Genomic DNA, 20499 nt, shown 5'->3' on the forward strand with positions numbered 1-20499 from the left:
CAGACACTTGGGACGACTATCGACCGTAAAACGGCCGCGAGGTTTAACGTGCGCGTGGTGGCACCGAACGAGTGCGGCCACTGCCGTCGATGGCGACGAAGACGAATACCGCTTCGGTCACCTTACGCCACTCGCTGGACAGCGGATCGTCGCTCCACACCTCGACCATCATCTGGATCGAGCTGCGACCGATTTCCAGGGTCTGGGTGTAAAAGGACAATTGCGCGCCGACCGCCACAGGCACCAGAAACGCCATGCGATCGATGGCGACAGTGGCCACGCGGCCACCGGCGACGCGGCTGGCCATCGCGGTGCCGGCCAAATCCATCTGCGCTACCAGCCAGCCGCCGAAAATATCGCCAAAGCCATTGGTTTCGCGTGGAAGCGCGGTGATTTGCAGGGCCAGGTCGCCCTGTGGGATCGGATCTTCTTGTTCGAGTTCTATCATGCCGAGGGGCCTCTGACCCGTGACTCTTTGTTAGTGCTGCTGGTGGTAGCCGTCTTCGGGAAAAACGATTCAGCACCGAACATACTACGTTCGTCACGTTTTCCATAAGGCGCCTAAGGAGAAACTCTGCGAAACCGGCTGCGCCGATCAAAGGGCGGGCCAACAACGTTTTCGCACAGCAACCCCCTACAAACCGGGGCAAGGTTGCGAGTATATCGGTCGGTAGACTCCACGACGACCGTCCGGTTCTGATTTCGACTGTCAAATACGCGGCTCTATGTGCTTTTTCGAACAATTTGCTATGGTGCCGAACCTGCCCAAGCCACCGCCAGCGTTGTTGTGGCGGCAGATCCGACTATAAGAGAAGCCCTTGCCATGACCACAGCGCCTTCGAGCCTCGCGCAGCCCGAGCAACCCGCACGACCGTTGACCCGCAATGACTACAAGACCCTGTCGCTGTCCGCCCTGGGGGGCGCGCTGGAATTCTACGATTTCATCATCTTCGTATTCTTCGCCACCGTAGTCGGCAAACTGTTCTTCCCGGCCGACATGCCCGAGTGGCTGCGCATGATGCAGACCTTCGGCATCTTCGCCGCCGGTTATCTCGCGCGTCCGCTGGGCGGCATCGTCATGGCGCATTTCGGCGATCTGCTGGGGCGCAAAAAGATGTTCACCCTGAGCATCTTCATGATGGCCGTGCCGACCCTGATCATGGGTTTGCTGCCGACGTATGCGCAGATCGGCATGTGGGCGCCGATCCTTCTTCTATTGATGCGCGTGATTCAAGGCGCAGCGATTGGCGGTGAAGTGCCGGGGGCGTGGGTCTTCGTTTCCGAACACGTGCCGCAAAAGTACATGGGTTACGCCTGTGGCACCCTCACCAGCGGCCTGACCGCCGGTATCCTGCTCGGCTCGCTGGTCGCCACGGCGATCAACAGCCTCTATACGCCGACCGAAGTTTCCGATTACGCCTGGCGGATTCCGTTCCTGCTCGGCGGCGTGTTTGGCCTGTTCTCGGTTTACCTGCGCCGCTGGCTGCACGAAACTCCGGTATTTGCCGAGCTGCAACTGCGCAAGGCGCTGGCCGAAGAAGTGCCGCTGCGCGCGGTGCTGCGTGATCATCGCGGGGCGATCGCGATCTCGATGCTGCTGACCTGGCTGCTGTCTGCCGGCATCGTCGTTGTGATCCTGATGACCCCGACCGTGCTGCAAACGGTCTATCACTTCTCGCCAACCACAGCGCTGCAATCCAACAGCCTGGCGATCGTATTTCTGAGTTTTGGCTGCATCATTGCCGGTGCGCTGGCGGATCGCTTTGGCGCCGGGCGCGTATTCGTGTTCGGTTGCCTGGGCCTGCTGATCAGCTCCTGGACCTTCTATCACAGCCTCGCCGATCACCCGAACTGGCTGTTCCCGCTGTATGCCCTGACCGGTTTGCTGGTCGGCACCATCGGTGCGGTACCGTATGTGATGGTCAAGGCGTTCCCGCCGGTGGTGCGCTTCAGTGGCTTGTCGTTTTCCTACAACGTGGCGTACGCAATCTTCGGTGGCCTGACGCCGATGATCGTCAGCCTGCTGCTGAAAGAAAGCCCGATGGGGCCTGCCTACTATGTGGCGGTGCTCTGCGCGGTGGGAATCCTGGTGGGGGCGTGGCTCTGGAAGAAGGGGCGCTGATCCGAAATCTCCTCAGTAGTCACGACCCTTTCGCGAGCAGGCTCGCTCCCACACTTGGAATGCGTTCCCGGTGTGGGAGCGAGCCTGCTCGCGAATGGGCGTCTCGAATCATCTTTTAAAACCTGAATGCTGGCCTTTCATCCAATTGTCATATTTCAGCCATAGAGTGTTCACACGGCCTGCTGATACTTGGCCCCGACTTAACACACCCTATCTGCTAGGAGTAAGGCATGAAACTGAAGCGTTTGATGGCGGCAATGACTTTTGTCGCTGCTGGCGTTGCGACTGCCAACGCGGTTGCCGCTGTTGACCCTGCTATCCCGAGCTACACCAAGACCACCGGTGTGTCGGGCAACCTGTCCAGCGTCGGCTCCGATACCCTGGCCAACCTCATGACCCTGTGGGCTGAGAACTACAAAAAAGAATACCCGAACGTAAACATCCAGATTCAGGCCGCCGGTTCTTCGACCGCGCCACCTGCGCTGACTGAAGGCACCGCTAACCTGGGCCCGATGAGCCGCAAGATGAAGGATAACGAGCTGCAAGCTTTCGAAACCAAATATGGCTACAAGCCAACCGCTATCCCGGTTGCCGTGGACGCCCTGGCTGTATTCGTACACAAGGACAACCCGATCAAGGGTCTGACCATGGAGCAAGTCGACGCGATCTTCTCGTCCACTCGCCTGTGCGGTGCTAAAACCGACGTGAAAACCTGGGGTGACCTGGGTGTGACTGGCGACCTGGCCAACAAGCCGGTTCAACTGTTCGGTCGTAACTCGGTATCGGGCACCTATGGCTACTTCAAAGAAGAAGCCTTGTGCAAAGGCGACTTCAAGCCAAACGTCAACGAACAACCAGGTTCGGCTTCGGTCGTGCAGTCGATCAGCTCCTCGCTGAACGGCGTTGGTTACTCGGGCATCGGCTACAAAACCGCAAGCGTGAAAACGGTAGCTCTGGCCAAGAAAGGCAGCACCGATTTCATCGAAGACACCGAAGAAAACGCCCTGAACGGCAAGTACCCGCTGTCGCGCTTCCTCTACGTTTACGTCAACAAGGCCCCGAACAAGCCTCTGGCCCCGCTGGAAGCCGAGTTCGTGAAACTGATTCTGTCCAAACAGGGTCAGGAAGTGGTTGTGAAAGACGGCTACATCCCACTGCCGGCCAAGGTTGCTGCAAAAGCACTGGCTGACCTGGGTCTGCAAGAAGGCGGCGCTGTCGCCAAGAAGTAACAAATTGAGTCCGAGGTGAACCCCTTCGGACTCAGGTGAAAGGCCGGATCTGCCCGCAGACCGGCCTTTTATACACCTCTCAAATTTTCGATCCTCTGCCAGCTCTGTTGGCGGTGGATTTGCTGCGTCACTGCATTGTCATCTTTCTGTCATACAGGATCGCTAGGGTGAGCGCATGAATGATCTGGCCAATTCCAACATGACTACAAATCCTCCCAAGCGCATTGACTTCAATACGCCTGAGCTGCAACGCAAGCGCCGCATTCGCGCGCTAAAGGATCGCTTCACCCGCTGGTACGTCCTCGTTGGCGGCCTGGCGGTGCTGGTAGCCATCACCCTGATCTTTTTCTTCCTCGCCTACGTCGTCGCGCCGCTGTTCAAGGGTGCCGATCTGACCGTGAATGATGCCATCACCCCGGCCTGGATGCAGGACGCCGGCAAGCCGCTGATGATTTCGCTCGAAGAACAGAATCAGGTGGCCATGCGCGTTTCCGACAAGGGCCAGGCGCTGTTCTTCGATATCGACAGTGGTGCTGAACTGAGTCGCGTCGATCTGCCGTTGCCGGCAGGCGCAACCGTGACCTCCATTGGTAAAGACCAGCCAGGTCATCCGCTCGTGGCCGTAGGCTTGTCCAACGGTCAGGCACTGGTGTTCCGACACACCTATAAAGTCAGCTACCCCGACAGCAAGAAAACCATCAGCCCGGCTATCGAGTATCCGTACGGCAACACGCCGATCACGTTGAACGAAAGCGGCGGTGCGCTGGAGCACGTCAGCCTCAATGCTACTGATTCGACCCTGATGCTGGTGGGCTCGACCGGTTCGCAACTCAATGTTTTGTCGCTGACCAGCGAAGAAAACATGATGACTGGCGAAGTCACCAACGAGCAGAAGCGTATTGATCTGCCGCAGATGACCGAGCCGGTGAAAAACATCTTCGTCGACCCGCGCCAGCAGTGGCTGTATGTGGTCAACGGTCGTGCCCAGGCAGACGTGTTCAGCCTGCGCGACAAGAGCCTCAACGGTCGTTACAAATTGCTCGAAAACGCTGACGCTGAAGTCACCGCGACCACGCAACTGGTCGGCGGTATCTCGCTGATCGTCGGTGACTCCAAAGGTGGTCTGGCCCAGTGGTTCATGGCCCGCGACCCCGATGGCGAGCAGCGCCTGAAGCAGATTCGTACGTTCCAGATGGGCAAGGCGCCAATCATTGAGATCACCGCCGAAGAGCGCCGCAAAGGCTTCCTGGCGCTGGATGCCGACGGCAAGCTCGGCGTGTTCCACAGCACCGCGCACCGTACCTTGCTGGTCGATCAGGTTGTTGAAGGCCAGGGCCTGTTCGGTCTGTCGCCACGCGCCAACCGCGTCATCGTCGAAGCCGGCGGCAAGCTGCAACCGCTGCTGCTCGACAACCCGCACCCGGAAGTGTCCTGGAGCGCGCTGTGGAGCAAGGTCTGGTACGAGAACTACGACGAGCCTAAATACGTCTGGCAATCGACTGCGGCCAACACCGATTTCGAACCGAAACTGAGCCTGTCGCCACTGACCTTCGGCACCCTGAAAGCCGCGTTCTACGCGATGCTGCTGGCGGCGCCGCTGGCTGTTGCCGCCGCGATCTACACCGCGTACTTCATGGCGCCGGGCATGCGCCGCAAGGTCAAACCGGTCATCGAGCTGATGGAAGCGATGCCGACGGTGATCCTCGGTTTCTTCGCCGGTCTGTTCCTCGCGCCTTATGTAGAAGGACATTTGCCGGGCATCTTCAGCCTGCTGATGTTGCTGCCGATCGGCATTCTGGTCGCCGGTTTCACCTTCAGTCGTCTGCCTGAGTCGATCCGCCTGAGAGTTCCGGATGGCTGGGAAAGTGCGTTGCTGATTCCGGTGATCCTGTTTGTGGGCTGGCTGTCGCTGTACATGAGCCCGTTCATGGAGAACTGGTTCTTCGGCGGCGACATGCGCATGTGGATCTCCCACGATCTGGGCATCACCTACGACCAGCGCAACGCTTTGGTAGTTGGTCTGGCCATGGGTTTTGCGGTGATCCCGAACATCTACTCGATCGCCGAAGACGCCGTGTTCAGCGTGCCCCGTGGTCTGACCCTCGGCTCGCTGGCCCTCGGTGCCACGCCGTGGCAGACCATGACCCGCGTGGTGATCCTCACCGCCAGCCCGGGCATCTTCTCGGCACTGATGATCGGCATGGGCCGTGCGGTCGGTGAAACGATGATCGTGCTGATGGCCACCGGTAACACCCCGGTCATGGAAATGAACCTGTTCGAAGGCCTGCGTACCCTGGCTGCCAACGTCGCGGTGGAAATGCCCGAGTCGGAAGTCGGCGGCAGCCACTACCGCGTGCTGTTCCTCTCGGCGCTGGTGCTGCTGTTGTTCACCTTCGTCATGAACACCCTGGCAGAACTGATTCGTCAGCGTCTGCGCAAGAAATACTCGTCGCTTTAAGCAAAGGTAGAAGTCTGTGAAACAGAACTCCCTGAAAGGATGGTTCAAGAGCGGCGCCCCAGGCGTCTGGATCAGCGGTGGCGCGGTGTCCATCGCGGTCATCATGACCATTGGCCTGCTGGCGGTGATTGCCGTGCGCGGTCTGGGTCACTTCTGGCCGGCGGATCTGATCCACGCCAGCTACGACGTGCCGGGCCAGGCCCAGCACCTTGTGGTCGGCGAAGTGGTGCAGAAAGAAGAAGTGCCCCGCGCCCGTCTGAAGAGCGCCGGTTTGCCGGTGCCGGACGCTGGCCCGGAATTCATGACGCGCGAGCTGATCAAAGTCGGCAACCGTGACCTGAACGGCAACGACTTCACCTGGATCGTCGGCGAGTGGTTGACCAACCAGAAGACGCCGCCGGAGCTGATGGCGATCGAACGTCGCGAGTGGGGCAATTTCTACGGCTACCTGGTCAACGTCAAACAGGACGGCAAGGTCATCGCCGAAGGTGAAGCGGCCTGGCCTGAACTGCAAGCGCGGATCGATCGCGTCAATGGTCTGGCCGCCCAACTGAAATCGCTGGAAAAATCCGACATCGGCGCGATCAACGCAGGGCTGGAGCGCATCCGTCTGCACAGTCGCAAACTGGAGCTTGAAGGCAAGTTCGACGCCGCCGCGCAAGCCGACATGGAATCCGAGCGTGCCGAACTCAATGCCCGCTATCAAGACATCGAAGCGCGTCTGGCTGACCTGCATGCGCAGTTCAACCGCGACGCTTTGACCGCTCGCGATGCCAACGGCAAAGAGATTCAAATCGATCTGGGCAAAGTGGTTCACGCCTACCAGCCGAACGCGATGAGCACTCTGACCAAGGTCGGTTTCTACTTCAGCAAGATCTGGGAGTTCCTGTCGGACGACCCGCGTGAAGCGAACACCGAGGGCGGGATCTTCCCGGCGATTTTCGGCACCGTGATGATGACGCTGATCATGGCGATGATCGTGACTCCGTTCGGCGTGCTGGCGGCGGTGTACCTGCGTGAATACGCCAAGCAGAACACCCTGACGCGGATCATCCGGATCGCGGTGAACAACCTCGCGGGTGTTCCGGCAATCGTTTACGGCGTGTTTGGCCTGGGCTTCTTCGTTTACGTGCTGGGTGGTTCGGTTGACCGCTTGTTCTTCCCGGAAGCGTTGCCGGCACCGACCTTCGGTACGCCGGGTCTGCTCTGGGCTTCGCTGACGCTGGCGCTGCTGGCGGTGCCAGTGGTGATCGTGGCCACTGAAGAAGGTCTGGCGCGGATTCCTCGCACCGTGCGTGAAGGCTCGTTGGCCCTCGGTGCCACCAAGGCTGAAACCTTGTGGAAGATCGTCATCCCGATGGCCAGTCCGGCGATGATGACCGGCATGATCCTCGCAGTGGCCCGTGCCGCCGGTGAAGTGGCGCCGCTGATGCTGGTGGGTGTGGTGAAACTGGCGCCTTCGCTGCCGGTGGATGGCAACTATCCGTACCTGCACCTGGACCAGAAGATCATGCACCTGGGCTTCCATATCTATGACGTCGGCTTCCAGAGCCCGAACGTCGAAGCGGCACGCCCGCTGGTATATGCCACGGCGCTGTTGCTGGTGTTGGTGATCGCGACGTTGAACCTGTCGGCGGTGTATATCCGTAACCACCTGCGTGAAAAATACAAAGCACTGGATAGCTAAAGCCATTAGCCACAAGCGGCAAGCTACAAGCCGCTTTTGCTCAAACTTGCAGCTTGCAGCCAGAAGCTTGCAGCTACGAACGGAGTGAGACCCATGCAGCACGAAACGCATACCCACGGCATTAACATGTCTGCCCTGGGCCGCGACAAGCAGAGCCTGAACCTCGAGCAGGAAACCGTTGCCATCGAAGTGCCGGGCCTGAGCCTGTACTACGGCGAGAAGCAAGCGCTGTTCGACGTCAGTATGAATATTCCGAAACAGCGCGTGACCGCGTTCATCGGCCCGTCCGGCTGCGGCAAATCCACGCTGCTACGGACCTTCAACCGCATGAACGACCTGGTTGACGGTTGCCGTGTCGAAGGCGCGATCAACCTGTACGGCAACAACATCTATCGCAAGGGCGAAGATGTGGCCGAACTGCGTCGTCGCGTCGGCATGGTGTTCCAGAAGCCGAACCCGTTCCCGAAAACCATCTACGAAAACGTGGTTTACGGTCTGCGCATCCAGGGCATCAACAAGAAGCGCATCCTCGACGAAGCCGTTGAGTGGGCCCTCAAAGGCGCGGCGCTGTGGGACGAAGTAAAAGATCGTCTGCACGAATCGGCACTCGGCCTGTCCGGTGGTCAGCAGCAACGTCTGGTGATCGCTCGCACCATCGCGGTTGAACCGGAAGTCCTGCTGCTCGACGAACCGTGCTCGGCACTCGACCCGATCTCGACGCTGAAAGTCGAAGAGCTGATCTACGAACTGAAGTCCAAGTTCACCATCGTCATCGTGACCCACAACATGCAGCAAGCCGCGCGGGTGTCCGACTACACGGCGTTCATGTACATGGGCAAACTGGTGGAATTTGGCGATACCGATACGCTGTTCACCAATCCGGCCAAGAAGCAGACCGAAGACTACATCACGGGGCGCTACGGCTAGTCGTACAGCTGCAAGCCGCAAGCTTCAGGCGGCAAGAAAGACGCGGTGCGATATCAGGACTTATACATAACTGCTTGAAGCTTGCAGCTTGCAGCTTGAAGCTTGCAACTTTCGCGGAGCGAACAATGATTTCTAAAGAAGGCCTTACCCATCACATTTCCGCGCAGTTCAACGCCGAGCTTGAGGAAGTGCGCAGCCACCTCCTGGCTATGGGCGGGCTGGTCGAGAAGCAGGTCAACGACGCGGTCACGGCATTGATCGAGGCCGACTCCGGCCTGGCTCAGCAGGTGCGCGAGATTGACGACCAGATCAACCAGATGGAACGCAACATCGACGAAGAATGCCTGCGCATTCTGGCCCGTCGTCAGCCGGCGGCGTCCGACCTGCGTCTGATCATCAGCATCTCCAAGTCCGTTATCGACCTGGAGCGCATCGGCGACGAAGCTACCAAGATCGCCCGCCGCGCTATCCAGTTGTGCGAAGAAGGCGAAGCCCCGCGCGGTTACGTCGAGGTTCGCCACATCGGCGACCAGGTGCGCAACATGGTCCGCGATGCGTTGGACGCGTTTGCCCGTTTCGACGCCGATCTGGCCTTGTCGGTGGCGCAATACGACAAAATCATCGACCGCGAGTACAAGACCGCCCTGCGTGAACTGGCGACCTACATGATGGAAGACCCGCGCTCTATCTCGCGCGTCTTGAGCATCATCTGGGTGCTGCGTTCGCTGGAGCGCATCGGCGACCACGCGCGCAATATCTCCGAATTGGTGATCTATCTGGTGCGCGGTACCGACGTGCGCCATATGGGCCTCAAGCGCATGAAGGAAGAAGTTCAAGGCACAAGCGGCGAAACCGCTAATGTTCCGGGCGTTGCTGACGATAAGTAAGATTGCCTGAGAAAAGCGCCCGGCCCTTTGGCCGGGCGTTTTTGTTTCCGGTGCTTTTGAATCAATCGAATTAAAAAGCAGCACCCGCGAACGAAAAGTCCCGGCGTGACTGAAGAGTTTTGGCAATGTGCCATCAGCCAGCGTTATGCTTGCCGGGATTTTAATAGGGGTGTTGGATGAGCAAGATCAGTGTGTTGGTTGTGGACGATGCTTCGTTCATTCGTGACCTGGTGAAAAAGTGCCTGCGTAATTATTTCCCGGGGATCCGCACCGAGGACGCCATCAACGGCAAAAAGGCCCAGGCCATGCTCGCCCGTGAAGCCTTCGACCTGGTCCTTTGCGATTGGGAAATGCCGGAAATGTCGGGTCTGGAACTGCTGACCTGGTGCCGCGAGCAGGACAATCTCAAGACCATGCCGTTTGTCATGGTCACCAGCCGTGGCGACAAGGAAAACGTCGTGCAGGCGATTCAGGCCGGCGTTTCCGGCTATGTCAGCAAGCCGTTCACCAACGAACAACTGCTGACCAAGGTCAAGCAGGCACTGAACAAGGTCGGCAAGCTCGACACCCTGATGAACAGCGCACCGACCAAGATGAACTCGGCATTCGGCAACGACTCCCTGAGTGCCCTGACCGGCGGCAAAGCAGCGGTCATTGGTGGCGGCGCCCCGGCTGCGGCGGCGGTCAATCCGTTTGCCAAGCCTGTCGCCGCAGCGCCGGCAGCTGCAGCGGCCGCGTCGCGTGGCCTGCTCAACAGTCCGCCGGTCAAGGCACCTGCGGCTGCGTCCTCGCCTGCCAGCGGTCGCGGTCAGGGCCAATTGCGCCTGCCGAGCGGCACGCAGCAATGTGTGATCAAGGCCCTGAGCATCAAGGAAGCGCTGCTGGTAGTGAAACGCACCGACACCCTGCCGCAGATCCTCGACAGCGCTGTGCTCGATCTGGAGCAGGGTGACAACGCCGAAATCGCTCGCCTCAATGGCTATCTGCACGCCATCGTTGCGTTTGAGCAGAAACCTGACAGCGAATGGCTGCAACTGACGTTCCGCTTCGTCGACCAGGACGCGCAGAAACTCGACTACATTTCCCGCCTGATCGCCCGCGGCACGGCGCAGAAGCACTTCGTTCCTGGCGCGTGATCTCTATCGCCTGACGGTCCGTCTTCGCGAGCAGGCTCGCTCCCACCTTGGAACGCATTCCAAATGTGGGAGCGAGCCTGCTCGCGAAGGGGCCATCCCTTACGGCGTCCATTTTCCAGACTGGCTAATTTGAAACATCTCTCGACTACCCTGGTCTGTCTCACCTGCTAGGCTCTTTCCCAGGCCTTACTTCGACAGACTCTTGCCCATGCTCGCGCGACTGCTGTTTTTCTGTGGTTTGGTCATGGCCTCCAACCTGGCTGTGGCGATGACAATCTACAAATCCACCGATGCCAACGGCGTGGTCTCTTACAGCGACCGTCCGAGCAAAGGTGCGAAGGTGTTCGTGTTTCAGGACCGAATGGTCGAGCGCCTCGAGCGCCAGGTCTACCTCGACATCAAGAAACAGAAAGGCGCCGACGTGGTATTCGTTCGCAACGACCTGTATGCGCCGGTTGAGATAGCGCTGGCGTTTACCGGGCTGAGCAACGTGCGTGGCGCGCCGACTCAAACCATTCGCCGGGTGCTGCCGGCGCGCAGCAATACGCGGTTGGCGTTGCTCAGAGCGGTGTCCGGCGGCCAGCCACTGGTGTATTCGCCGCAGTTTCACTACTCCCTCGGCGATCCTGCCGGAACGGCGCAGGGCTACCGTTATCCGTTGCCGTGGCGTGGCGGGCCGTTCCGCTTGAGTCAGGGTGCCAACGGCCAATACAGCCACTATGGGCCGAAGAACAAATATGCGATGGACATCGCCATGCCGGTCGGCACGCCGATCATCGCGGCGCGGGCCGGCGTGGTGGTAAAGACCGAGAATTCGCAGAGTGGGCGCGGCAATGATGCGTCCGGCAATTTCGTGCGGGTGCTGCATGACGACGGCACGATGGGCGTGTACCTGCATCTCAAGCAAGGTTCGGTGAGTGTGCGCGAAGGGCAGCGGGTGACGGTGGGCAGTCCGTTGGCGCTGTCGGGCAACACTGGCAACAGCAGTGGCCCGCACCTGCACTTTGTGGTGCAGCGCAACAGCGGAGCGGGGCTGGTGTCGATTCCGTATCAGTTCAACCAGCCGCTGGGGGCGATGCCCAACTTTGCGTTGGGCAAGCAGTAACGCGGTGTCAGACCTGGCGCCTTCGAGAGTAGGCTCGCTCCCACATTTGAAATGCATTTCAGGGTGGGAGCGAGCCTGCTCGCGAAGCGATCGGCGCGGTGCCGGATCCGTCGATCAACCCAGCATCAACACCTTCGCCAGCACAATCTTCGGCCCTTTCATCTTCTTGATGATGATCCGCAAGCCTTCGACTTCCAGCACTTCTTCCTCTTCCGGCACCCGTTTCAGGGTTTCATAAACCAGGCCGGCGAGGGTTTCGGCTTCGATGTGGTCCAGGTCGATTCCCAGCAGGCGTTCAACCTTGAACAACGGCGTGTCGCCGCGCACCAGCAGCTTGCCCGGCTGATAGGCAAGAATGCCGCGTTCAGCCTTGCGGTGTTCGTCCTGAATATCGCCGACCAGCACTTCCAGCACGTCTTCCATGGTCAGGTAGCCGATGATGTTGCCATCAGCCTCCTCGACCACGGCGAAGTGCGAGCCACCCTTGCGGAACTGCTCCAGCAGCTGCGACAGCGGCATGTGCCGCGACACGCGCTCCAGCGGGCGGGTCAGCTCAGCCAGGTTGAACGATTCGGGAATGTGATCCAGCGCCGCCAGTTCCAGCAGCAGATCCTTGATGTGCAGCAGGCCGACGAACTCCTGGCGCTCGCTGTCGTACACCGGATAACGGCTGAACTTGTGGCGACGGAACATCGCCAGAATTTCTTTAAGTGGCGCGTTGAATTCCAGAGTGATCAGGTCTTCGCGGGAGTTGGCCCAGTCGACCACTTCCAGTTCGCCCATTTCCACTGCCGAGGCCAAAACACGCATGCCCTGATCGCTCGGGTCCTGGCCACGGCTGGAGTGCAGGATCAGTTTCAGTTCTTCGCGGCTGTAATGGTGTTCATGGTGCGGGCCGGGTTCACCTTGGCCGGCGATACGCAGAATCGCGTTGGCGCTGGCGTTGAGCAGGTAGATCGCCGGGTACATCGCCCAGTAGAACAGGTACAGCGGCACCGCCGTCCACAGCGACAGCAGTTCGGGTTTGCGGATCGCCCAGGATTTGGGCGCCAGCTCACCGATCACGATGTGCAGATAGGAAATGATGAAAAACGCTGTGAAGAACGACACGCCTTTGATGATCTCCGGCGATTGCACGCCGACCGCGCTCAGCAGCGGTTCGAGAATATGCGCAAACGCGGGCTCACCGACCCAGCCCAGACCAAGCGAGGCGAGGGTGATACCGAGCTGACACGCCGAGAGGTACGCATCGAGCTGGCTGTGTACGGTGCGCAGGATGTGCCCGCGCCAGCCGTTCTTGTCAGCGATGGCCTCGACCCGGGTCGAGCGCAGTTTGACCATGGCGAATTCTGCCGCAACGAAAAAGCCGTTGAGCAAAACCAGGATCAGAGCAAAAAGGATCATGCCGAAATCGGCGAATATTGATGCGAGGGACAAGCCAGGGGAAGGGTCCATGATGGAGTTTTGCGGGTTCCGTGTGATTCAAAAGAGATAAAAGCCGCGCCTGAAAGGCAGGCACAAGTCAGCCAATGTAGCGGCTGACTTGGCGATTGCCTAGTGGCGCGTGCCGGCCGGTATCACTCGGCGGCGCTGATCGCCCGTGCGTAAGCGACCTGAGCCGGGGCGAAATGGCAGGTGAACGTGCTGCCGTGGCCGGGCACGCTGCTGATCTCCATGCGCGCGCGGTGGCGCAACAACACGTGTTTGACGATGGCCAGACCGAGCCCGGTGCCGCCAGTGTTGGAGTTGCGGCTGGAGTCGACACGGTAGAAGCGTTCGGTCAGTCGCGGCAGGTGTTTGCTGTCGATGCCGATCCCCGAATCCTGCACGCTCAGGTGTGCGCCTTGATCGTCGCCCCACCAGCGAATGCGGATATTGCCCTCGGCCGGGGTGTACTTCACCGCGTTGAACACCAGATTGGAAAACGCGCTGCGCAGCTCCGCCTCGCTGCCTTTGAGCGACAGGCTGCTGTCGGCCTCCAGAGTAATGCGCTGGTTTTTCGAGCCGGACAATTGCTGCGCGTCGCTCGTGATCGATTGCAACAGCGTGTCGATCTGTATCGGTTGGTTGTCGGACGGGTAATCGGTGGCTTCCAGCTTCGCCAGCAGCAACAAGTCGTTTAGCAGCGTCTGCATGCGCCCGCCCTGTTGTTGCATCTGCTGCAGGGCGCGGCTCCAGCGCGGGTTCACTTCTTCGACGTTGTCGAGCAGGGTTTCCAGATAGCCGCAGATCACCGTCAGCGGCGTGCGCAATTCGTGGGAGACGTTAGCGATGAAGTCTTTGCGCATCTGTTCCAGCTGATGAATGCGCGTGACGTCGCGCACCAGCATCAAGTGTTCATTGTTGCCGTAGCGTGTGAGGTACAGCTGAATGCGCACGCGATCGTTGGTCGGCGAGGGGATTTCCAGCGGCTCTGCGTAAGCGTCCTGCTCGAAGTATTCCTTGAAGCGCGGATGGCGCACCAGATTGGTCACCGGTTGGCCACTGTCCTGTGGGGTTTTGAGCCCGAGCAGGGTTTCGGCGGCGCGGTTCCACCATTCGAGGTTGCCGTCGCTGTCGAGCATGATGACCGCGTCTTTCAGCGCGGCGGTGGACTCCTGAACCCGGTCGATCACCGCTTGCAGGCGCCCGCGCACTCGTTGGTCGCGGCGTTGCAGGTGATAAATGCTGTCGAACACTTCGCCCCACAGACCGTAGCCATCGGGCGGTGCTTCATCGGGTTGGTGCAGGCGCAACCACTCGTGCAGGCGCAGCAATTGCTTGAGTGTCCAGGCCAGGTAAATGCCCAGGCCCGCCGCGAGGCTCCAGCCGTAATAGCCGGTGATCAGGCCTATCACCAGGCAGGCGGTGACCAGCAGCAGCATGTGGCGAATCAGGGTGCCATGCCAGTTTTGATTCACGGGGGCGTCCTTAGCCGCAGCTTTAAGTTTCAAGCTGCAAGCTACAAGTCAGAGCGGCTCGCTGTTTCTTGCCGCTTGTAGCTAGAAGCTTGCAGCTGTTTTTATGCTTTTGTGGAAAACCGGTAGCCGGTGCCACGCACGGTTTGTACCAGATTTTCGTAGGCGTCGCCGAGGGCCTTGCGCAGGCGTCGGATGTGCACGTCGACCGTACGCTCTTCAACATAGACGTTGCCGCCCCAGACCTGATCCAGTAACTGGCCGCGAGTGTAGGCGCGTTCCTGGTGGGTCATGAAGAATTGCAGCAGACGGTATTCGGTCGGGCCCATCTCGGCCGGTTTACCGTCGATGGTCACGCGGTGGCTGATCGGGTCGAGCAACAGGCCACCGACTTCGATTGGTGCTTCGCCATCGGTCGGGCCGGCGCGGCGCAACACGGCCTTGAGGCGGGCAACCAGCTCGCGTGGGGAAAACGGTTTGGTGATGTAGTCATCGGCGCCGACTTCAAGACCCTGGATCTTGTTGTCTTCTTCGCCCTTGGCGGTGAGCATGATGATCGGGATGTCCCCGGTCAGCTCGTCACGCTTCAAACGTCGGGCCAATTCGATGCCCGAGGTGCCGGGCAGCATCCAGTCGAGCAGGATCAGGTCCGGCTTGCGGTCGACGATGATGGCGTGGGCCTGCTGCGAGTTCTCTGCCTCGAGGCAGTCATAGCCGGCCATTTCCAACGCCACGGCGATCATTTCGCGAATGGGCGCTTCGTCGTCGACGATCAGAATGCTCCTGCCAACCATGCCTTAATCCTCTTGTCATTTAACTGTCTTGCGCCGCATTAGATAACGGAATTATTGCAGTCGTGTGACAGTATTTTAGCTCGGGGGCGAATGTGCAGATCCTCAACTAAGCTTTGAGTCCGAATCCTGACAACCACAAGAGAAGGTTTCCATGACTCAAATGACTGTTTCCTTCAAGGCTTTGCTGATGGCTGCCGCGCTGACTCTGCCTGGACTGGCGATGGCTGCCGATCCGGCCATGATGAAAGACGGCATGATGGTCGACCACAAAGGCATGACGCTTTACACGTTCGACAAGGACGCTGGCGGCAAGTCGATGTGCAACGACGACTGCGCCAAGAACTGGCCACCATTGATGGCGCCGGCGGACGCCAAGGCTGACGGTAAATGGAGTGTCATCAAGCGCGATGACGGCATGATGCAGTACGCCTACGATGGCAAACCGCTGTACACCTTCATGAAGGACGAGAAGCCTGGAGACATGACAGGCGACAAGATGAAAAGCGTCTGGCACGTCGTTCGCGAATCGCAGAAATAACCGCGATTCCCTGTGGGAGCGAGCCTGCTCGCGAAAGCGTCGTGTCAGTCAGAATATTTGTGAACTGATCCACCGCTATCGAGCTGGCTCACTCCCACTGGGTCTGTGGCTCAACGCAACGCGTAATCCAGCACGATCCCGACAAAAATCGCCAGCCCGGCCCAGTGGTTGTGCAAAAACGCCTGGAAGCAGCGCATCCGGTCCTTGCTGCGGGTGTACCAGAACTCCCACGCATAGCAGCCGGCGGCCACCAGCAGACCGAGTTGAAACCAGGTCCCCAGCTCAAATTTCGACCCGGCCAGTAACAGGCATCCCAGCGACAGCGCCTGCAAGGTCAGGATGATCACCCGATCCGCCTCGCCAAACAGAATCGCCGTGGATTTCACGCCGATCTTGAGGTCGTCATCGCGATCGGTCATCGCGTAATAGGTGTCGTAACCCACCGTCCATAACAGATTGGCGATCCACAGCAGCCACGCCGCCGCTGGCAACTCGCCGATCTCTGCGGTGAAGGCCATCGGCATCCCCCAGGAAAACGCCGCGCCCAGTACCACTTGCGGGTAATAGGTGTAGCGCTTCATGAACGGATAGGTGAAGGCCAGCGCCAGACCGCCCAGCGACAACCAGATCGTCGGGGCGTTGGTACACAACACCAGCAGGAAACTCACCCCCATCAGCAGCGCAAAGAACACCAGCGCCTCTTTTGAGCTGATCCTGCCGGCTGCCAGAGGCCGTTGCGCGGTGCGTTTGACGTGGCCGTCGACCTTGCGATCGGCCCAGTCGTTGATCACGCAGCCACCGGCGCGGGTCAGCACCACACCGAGGACGAAAATCACCACGTTGGCCAGCGACGGCGACCCTTTGCCGGCGATCCACAATGCCCACAAGGTGGGCCACAGCAGCAGATAAATGCCGATCGGCTTGTCCATGCGCGTCAACTGAATGAAATCCCAGGCACGCGGGTTCAAACGGTTCAGGGACTTGAGCAGGCTCTGGTACATCAGCAGTTCTCCGGATGGGCGCGTGCGGCGTCCCACAGGCTCGGCAAGAAGATTTCCGCAACCAGCACGCTCAACGCGCCACGGTCGAAACGCGAACGACGCCCCCACAGCTCGGGCGCCCTGGCGGCTTGCGGCAGCCATTGTTCCGGGTAGTGACAGACTTCGATGGCGCGGCGCTGGAAGGCCTGATCGCAAAACAGCAGTTCGCCCAGCGAGCGGCTGCCCAACTCGTCCATGTGCAAACCATCGCCCTGCAATGCACTGCGCGATGCCACGCTGCGGGCGAATACCCACGCTTGGCCATGGCCGCGCAAATACACCTCGCGCACCCAGCCTTCGCTGCCTTCTGCCAGGTCCAGCGCGGCGCATTCATCGTCGCGCAAGGTGTCCCAGCCTTCGAACAGCGGCATGACACTGAAGCCATCGTTGGACAGACGGGTCAGGCGGCGGGTCAGTGAACCTTCGTCGAACAGCCAGTCCAGGGTCGAAGAGTCGGGGAGGGGCGTCAGTCGGCTTTGGGGCAGCCAGAGCGGGGCCGGGGAGGAATTTGTCTGTTGCACAATGAGTCATTATTGGCCGCAAATGAGGCGGCGAGCTTACCATGGCGAGCATCGACATTGATTGATCCGGGTCGCCGTTGCGCCGAACAGGCTTGCATCTGCCCGGTACCATCAGTACAAAACGCCCTGAGCCGGATGGCAGCGCAACACCCATCGACCATTCGCGCCGGCAAAAGCCTGAATCCTGAGGAAGTACCTGAATGAAGAAGTGGCAATGTGTGGTCTGTGGCCTGATCTATAACGAAGCCGATGGCTGGCCGGATGACGGCATCGCGCCGGGCACCCTGTGGCAGGACGTGCCGGAAGACTGGCTGTGCCCAGACTGCGGCGTTGGCAAGATGGACTTCGAAATGATCGAAATCAACTAAGAAAAACTGAGGAAGTAAGGCATGAGCGCACCAGTCGTAATCATCGGCACCGGGCTTGCGGGCTATAACCTGGCCCGCGAGTTTCGCAAGCTCGACAGCGAAACACCGCTGCTGCTGATTACCGCCGATGACGGTCGCTCCTACTCCAAGCCGATGCTCTCCACCGGTTTCGGCAAGAACAAGGACGCCGATGGCCTGAGCATGGCCGAGCCGGGCACGATGGCTGAGCAGTTGAAGGCCGAGGTGCGTACGCACACGCGCATCAGCGGCATCGACGCGGGCCACAAGCGCCTGTGGATCGGCGAAGAAGCCGTGGCATATCGCGACCTGATCCTCGCCTGGGGTGCAGAAACCGTACGCGTGCCGATCGAAGGCGACGGCGCTGATCGGGTGTTCCCGATCAATGATCTCGAAGATTACGCACGTTTCCGCGCGGCAGCGGCTGGCAAGCGTCGGGTGCTGGTGCTCGGTGCCGGGCTGATCGGCTGTGAATTCGCTAACGATCTGATCCTCGGTGGCTACGAGGTGCAACTGGTTGCGCCGTGCGAGCAAGTCATGCCGATGTTGCTGCATCCAGCGGCCGCAGCCGCGGTGCAGTCCGGGCTGGAAAGCCTTGGCGCAAAATTCCACCTCGGCCCGGTGCTGACCCGTCTGCACAAGGTCGCCGACGGCCTGGAAGCGCATTTGTCCGACGGTCAGGTCATTCCCTGCGACGTGGTGGTTTCGGCCATCGGCCTGCGCCCTCGCATCGATCTGGCGGCGGCGGCCGGCGTGCAGGTCAATCGCGGTGTCGTGGTTGATCGACAACTGAAAACGTCCCACGCCAATATCTATGCCTTGGGTGACTGCGCCGAGGTCGACGGGCTGAATCTTTTGTACGTGATGCCCCTCATGAGTTGCGCGCGCGCGCTGGCACAAACCCTCGCAGGCAATCCGACGGCGGTGAACTACGGCCCGATGCCGATCACCGTGAAAACTCCGGTCTGCCCATTGGTGGTATCGCCGCCGCCACGGGGCAGCGAAGGGGTTTGGACCGTCGAGGGGCAGGGCGCCGACATCAAGGCCCTGTGCCACGGCGCCGATGGTCAGTTGCTGGGTTATGCCCTGACCGGTGCGGCGGTGATGGAAAAACTCGCCCTGAACAAACAGCTTCCGGCCCTGCTGGCGTAAATACCGGTCGTTCTGTCGGAATCACCCAGCTTTTGCCCCTACAAAGGTCGCGGGGAGACTGGCGCCGCCCGTATCCGCGTGCCATTCTCACTCCCGTCTGCCGCAGCGTAGAGCCTGCGGCGCCTTGGGCGCTGTTCCAACGAGAACAGCACGGACATAACAACAAAAAACCGTCAAAGGGGCTTCACTAATGCGTAAACCAGAACTCGCCGCTGCAATCGCTGAAAAAGCAGATCTGACCAAAGAACAGGCCAACCGCGTGCTCAACGCCGTTCTCGAAGAAATCACCGGCGCTCTGCACCGCAAGGACAGCGTCACGCTGGTGGGCTTCGGCACCTTCCTGCAACGCCACCGCGGCGCCCGTACCGGCAAAAACCCGCAGACCGGTGAGCCGGTGAAAATCAAGGCCAGCAACACTGTTGCATTCAAGCCAGGCAAGTCGTTGAAAGACAGCGTCAATCCTTAATTGCGGCGAACTCCCTGAATAGTGGGGAAAACCGTAGTAGAAAAATGGGCACATCGATTGCGGTCGAGTGCCCATTTTTTGTGGCTGTTTAACGCGCTTACTTGCGTCGGAAGCAAGCCTTGCCGTTGCCGAAGTCTACCGCCAGACAGTTTGGCTCGATGGCCAATTCCAGATCCTGAAACAGGCCGGACAAATCGCTGTTGGAGGCGGCTTTGGTCGCGCTTTTCAGCGTCAGTGTTTCGTTCTCCACCTGCCATGTTCCCTTGGCAAAACCGTCGGCACTGCCATACGAAACACCTGCGTCAAAGGTGCCGTCCTTACGCAATAGCAACTCGGCACCCATTTCCATTGCACCGTACAGATAGTAATGGCCGTCCAGCGGCGGGGCGTCCGCTGACGCTTGGGTGATGGGCAGCCACATCAGTGCTGCGAAGAATAGTGGTTTCAGTTCCATGAGGTAATGCTCCTTAACCGCTTTCGTGGCGCGTTGAATTTTCCGGTGAAGGTTTCAAATTCCAGCTCAATAAGCAACGAATAACGGCCTTCGTTTTTGCCAGATAGTGGTCCTCTTCATTGACGAACTCCCTGATCGTAGCGTTTTGAGAGACCCTCTTTAGTAGCGTTTGAAGTCGAAATGAAAGGGACGACAGTGGTGAATGGTCGGTGACCGACGGTGGGTAAATGAATGCCTGGAGATTTTGACGCCTTACCAGCCCTCATAGGGAATCCCGAACTTTTCGATGTAGGCTTTGGATGCATCGGTAAGAGGTCGATGTTTATCGCCGGACTTATCAGCGTCAGCTCATAGCGAGTCAGTCGTTTACCAGACTCCGCCACCGTCACATCTTCGATATGCCCATGAATGCCTTCGCCGTTGAAACCGGATCGTAGAAATGCAGGTTGGCTGAGCAGGCTCTCCAGATCGAAATCCGGATGCTCGCTGACCAGTTCGATTCTCACGGAGTAGAGCTGACTGATGGCTTCGGTGCCGTTGAAGGCAAGCACCTTTAAGTCGTGTCGAATAGCGGGGATTTGCAGGGTGAATAGCGCGCAATTGCCTGCATTGAACATACGCTTGTCCTTAAGCAAGTGAGTCGATGCGCGGTGTCCGATCGTCCGTGATGGCCACGCAAAATAATTTGCAAAGCCAAGCT

The 20499-nt window shown here is 59.5% G+C and carries 19 protein-coding genes and 1 pseudogene; 12 read left to right on the top strand and 8 right to left on the bottom strand.

Annotated elements, in window-relative coordinates; genetic code table 11:
• Positions 1–43 precede the first annotated feature (43 nt).
• Positions 44–448 (bottom strand): acyl-CoA thioesterase, encoded by a 405-nt coding sequence (locus AB4P92_RS16185; protein WP_003229628.1) that lies wholly within the window; start codon positions 446–448, stop codon positions 44–46.
• A gap of 375 nt (positions 449–823) precedes the next feature.
• Between AB4P92_RS16185 and AB4P92_RS16190 the strand changes: the two genes are divergently transcribed.
• The 8 genes from AB4P92_RS16190 (at position 824) to AB4P92_RS16225 (ending at position 11551) form a co-directional block, all read left to right on the top strand.
• Positions 824–2122 carry an MFS transporter gene (locus AB4P92_RS16190; RefSeq protein WP_210623217.1) on the top strand — a complete coding sequence of 433 codons (1299 nt, stop codon included), beginning with the start codon at positions 824–826 and terminating at the stop codon, positions 2120–2122.
• A gap of 230 nt (positions 2123–2352) precedes the next feature.
• Positions 2353–3351: a phosphate ABC transporter substrate-binding protein PstS gene (locus AB4P92_RS16195; RefSeq protein WP_042561820.1), complete on the top strand. Its 999-nt coding sequence runs from the start codon at positions 2353–2355 to the stop codon at positions 3349–3351.
• A 424-nt stretch (positions 3352–3775) separates the two neighbouring features.
• Positions 3776–5809 (top strand): ABC transporter permease subunit, encoded by a 2034-nt coding sequence (locus AB4P92_RS16200; RefSeq protein WP_181818473.1) that lies wholly within the window; start codon positions 3776–3778, stop codon positions 5807–5809.
• Between the two features lie 16 nt (positions 5810–5825).
• Entirely contained in the window at positions 5826–7496 is a 1671-nt protein-coding gene (pstA, locus tag AB4P92_RS16205) for a phosphate ABC transporter permease PstA (RefSeq protein WP_042561818.1), read from the top strand.
• 93 nt (positions 7497–7589) lie between these two features.
• On the top strand, positions 7590–8423 hold the full coding sequence (gene pstB / locus AB4P92_RS16210; RefSeq protein WP_042561817.1) for a phosphate ABC transporter ATP-binding protein PstB: 834 nt from the start codon (positions 7590–7592) through the stop codon (positions 8421–8423).
• A gap of 125 nt (positions 8424–8548) precedes the next feature.
• Entirely contained in the window at positions 8549–9310 is a 762-nt protein-coding gene (phoU, locus tag AB4P92_RS16215; protein ID WP_042561816.1) for a phosphate signaling complex protein PhoU, read from the top strand.
• Between the two features lie 176 nt (positions 9311–9486).
• Complete coding sequence (locus tag AB4P92_RS16220) at positions 9487–10446, top strand: response regulator (RefSeq protein ID WP_395597876.1); 960 nt, start codon at positions 9487–9489, stop codon at positions 10444–10446.
• A 208-nt stretch (positions 10447–10654) separates the two neighbouring features.
• Positions 10655–11551 carry a M23 family metallopeptidase gene (locus AB4P92_RS16225; protein WP_042561814.1) on the top strand — a complete coding sequence of 299 codons (897 nt, stop codon included), beginning with the start codon at positions 10655–10657 and terminating at the stop codon, positions 11549–11551.
• Between the two features lie 114 nt (positions 11552–11665).
• Here the strand turns inward: AB4P92_RS16225 and AB4P92_RS16230 are convergent, their stop codons facing one another.
• From AB4P92_RS16230 to phoB, 3 genes are all read right to left on the bottom strand, one after another.
• Positions 11666–13006: a hemolysin family protein gene (locus AB4P92_RS16230; protein ID WP_042561813.1), complete on the bottom strand. Its 1341-nt coding sequence runs from the start codon at positions 13004–13006 to the stop codon at positions 11666–11668.
• A 122-nt stretch (positions 13007–13128) separates the two neighbouring features.
• Positions 13129–14415 carry a phosphate regulon sensor histidine kinase PhoR gene (gene phoR, locus AB4P92_RS16235; protein WP_215729332.1) on the bottom strand — a complete coding sequence of 429 codons (1287 nt, stop codon included), beginning with the start codon at positions 14413–14415 and terminating at the stop codon, positions 13129–13131.
• Between the two features lie 137 nt (positions 14416–14552).
• Positions 14553–15242 carry a phosphate regulon transcriptional regulator PhoB gene (gene phoB, locus AB4P92_RS16240; RefSeq protein ID WP_007896474.1) on the bottom strand — a complete coding sequence of 230 codons (690 nt, stop codon included), beginning with the start codon at positions 15240–15242 and terminating at the stop codon, positions 14553–14555.
• A 151-nt stretch (positions 15243–15393) separates the two neighbouring features.
• Between phoB and AB4P92_RS16245 the strand changes: the two genes are divergently transcribed.
• Positions 15394–15780, top strand: coding sequence for a hypothetical protein (locus tag AB4P92_RS16245; RefSeq protein ID WP_150688302.1), 387 nt, complete (start codon positions 15394–15396; stop codon positions 15778–15780).
• A 110-nt stretch (positions 15781–15890) separates the two neighbouring features.
• Here the strand turns inward: AB4P92_RS16245 and ubiA are convergent, their stop codons facing one another.
• Both ubiA and AB4P92_RS16255 read right to left on the bottom strand, forming a co-directional pair.
• The gene (gene ubiA, locus AB4P92_RS16250; RefSeq protein WP_395597877.1) at positions 15891–16781 is read right to left on the bottom strand and encodes a 4-hydroxybenzoate octaprenyltransferase; all 891 of its coding nucleotides are present in this window, start codon (positions 16779–16781) and stop codon (positions 15891–15893) included.
• Positions 16781–17341: a chorismate--pyruvate lyase family protein gene (locus AB4P92_RS16255; protein ID WP_395597878.1), complete on the bottom strand. Its 561-nt coding sequence runs from the start codon at positions 17339–17341 to the stop codon at positions 16781–16783. The genes ubiA and AB4P92_RS16255 overlap by 1 nt, the downstream gene beginning before the upstream one ends.
• 200 nt (positions 17342–17541) lie before the next feature.
• Here AB4P92_RS16255 and AB4P92_RS16260 point away from each other — a divergent pair, with 200 nt between their 5' ends.
• From AB4P92_RS16260 to AB4P92_RS16270, 3 genes are all read left to right on the top strand, one after another.
• On the top strand, positions 17542–17709 hold the full coding sequence (locus tag AB4P92_RS16260) for a rubredoxin (protein ID WP_007954349.1): 168 nt from the start codon (positions 17542–17544) through the stop codon (positions 17707–17709).
• 21 nt (positions 17710–17730) lie between these two features.
• On the top strand, positions 17731–18879 hold the full coding sequence (locus AB4P92_RS16265) for an NAD(P)/FAD-dependent oxidoreductase (RefSeq protein ID WP_047304222.1): 1149 nt from the start codon (positions 17731–17733) through the stop codon (positions 18877–18879).
• 190 nt (positions 18880–19069) lie between these two features.
• Positions 19070–19345, top strand: coding sequence for an HU family DNA-binding protein (locus tag AB4P92_RS16270; protein WP_003213368.1), 276 nt, complete (start codon positions 19070–19072; stop codon positions 19343–19345).
• A 97-nt stretch (positions 19346–19442) separates the two neighbouring features.
• Here the strand turns inward: AB4P92_RS16270 and AB4P92_RS16275 are convergent, their stop codons facing one another.
• The gene (locus AB4P92_RS16275) at positions 19443–19799 is read right to left on the bottom strand and encodes a hypothetical protein (RefSeq protein WP_042561808.1); all 357 of its coding nucleotides are present in this window, start codon (positions 19797–19799) and stop codon (positions 19443–19445) included.
• A 335-nt stretch (positions 19800–20134) separates the two neighbouring features.
• A pseudogene (locus tag AB4P92_RS16280) lies at positions 20135–20416 on the bottom strand (contractile injection system protein, VgrG/Pvc8 family); the annotation flags it as partial.
• Positions 20417–20499 lie beyond the last annotated feature (83 nt).

Source organism: Pseudomonas sp. A0308 (assembly GCF_044218815.1).
Classification (GTDB): domain Bacteria; phylum Pseudomonadota; class Gammaproteobacteria; order Pseudomonadales; family Pseudomonadaceae; genus Aquipseudomonas; species Aquipseudomonas iridis.

Bases quoted from the DNA above. Each gene is read 5' to 3' on its own strand.
- AB4P92_RS16185 (WP_003229628.1), bottom strand. From the start codon at position 448: ATGATAGAACTCGAACAAGAAGATCCGATCCCACAGGGCGACCTGGCC.
- AB4P92_RS16190 (WP_210623217.1), top strand. From the start codon at position 824: ATGACCACAGCGCCTTCGAGCCTCGCGCAGCCCGAGCAACCCGCACGA.
- AB4P92_RS16195 (WP_042561820.1), top strand. From the start codon at position 2,353: ATGAAACTGAAGCGTTTGATGGCGGCAATGACTTTTGTCGCTGCTGGC.
- AB4P92_RS16200 (WP_181818473.1), top strand. From the start codon at position 3,776: ATGCAGGACGCCGGCAAGCCGCTGATGATTTCGCTCGAAGAACAGAAT.
- pstB (WP_042561817.1), top strand. From the start codon at position 7,590: ATGCAGCACGAAACGCATACCCACGGCATTAACATGTCTGCCCTGGGC.
- phoU (WP_042561816.1), top strand. From the start codon at position 8,549: ATGATTTCTAAAGAAGGCCTTACCCATCACATTTCCGCGCAGTTCAAC.
- AB4P92_RS16220 (WP_395597876.1), top strand. From the start codon at position 9,487: ATGAGCAAGATCAGTGTGTTGGTTGTGGACGATGCTTCGTTCATTCGT.
- AB4P92_RS16225 (WP_042561814.1), top strand. From the start codon at position 10,655: ATGCTCGCGCGACTGCTGTTTTTCTGTGGTTTGGTCATGGCCTCCAAC.
- AB4P92_RS16230 (WP_042561813.1), bottom strand. From the start codon at position 13,006: ATGGACCCTTCCCCTGGCTTGTCCCTCGCATCAATATTCGCCGATTTC.
- phoR (WP_215729332.1), bottom strand. From the start codon at position 14,415: ATGCTGCTGCTGGTCACCGCCTGCCTGGTGATAGGCCTGATCACCGGC.
- phoB (WP_007896474.1), bottom strand. From the start codon at position 15,242: ATGGTTGGCAGGAGCATTCTGATCGTCGACGACGAAGCGCCCATTCGC.
- AB4P92_RS16245 (WP_150688302.1), top strand. From the start codon at position 15,394: ATGACTCAAATGACTGTTTCCTTCAAGGCTTTGCTGATGGCTGCCGCG.
- ubiA (WP_395597877.1), bottom strand. From the start codon at position 16,781: ATGTACCAGAGCCTGCTCAAGTCCCTGAACCGTTTGAACCCGCGTGCC.
- AB4P92_RS16260 (WP_007954349.1), top strand. From the start codon at position 17,542: ATGAAGAAGTGGCAATGTGTGGTCTGTGGCCTGATCTATAACGAAGCC.
- AB4P92_RS16265 (WP_047304222.1), top strand. From the start codon at position 17,731: ATGAGCGCACCAGTCGTAATCATCGGCACCGGGCTTGCGGGCTATAAC.
- AB4P92_RS16270 (WP_003213368.1), top strand. From the start codon at position 19,070: ATGCGTAAACCAGAACTCGCCGCTGCAATCGCTGAAAAAGCAGATCTG.
- AB4P92_RS16275 (WP_042561808.1), bottom strand. From the start codon at position 19,799: ATGGAACTGAAACCACTATTCTTCGCAGCACTGATGTGGCTGCCCATC.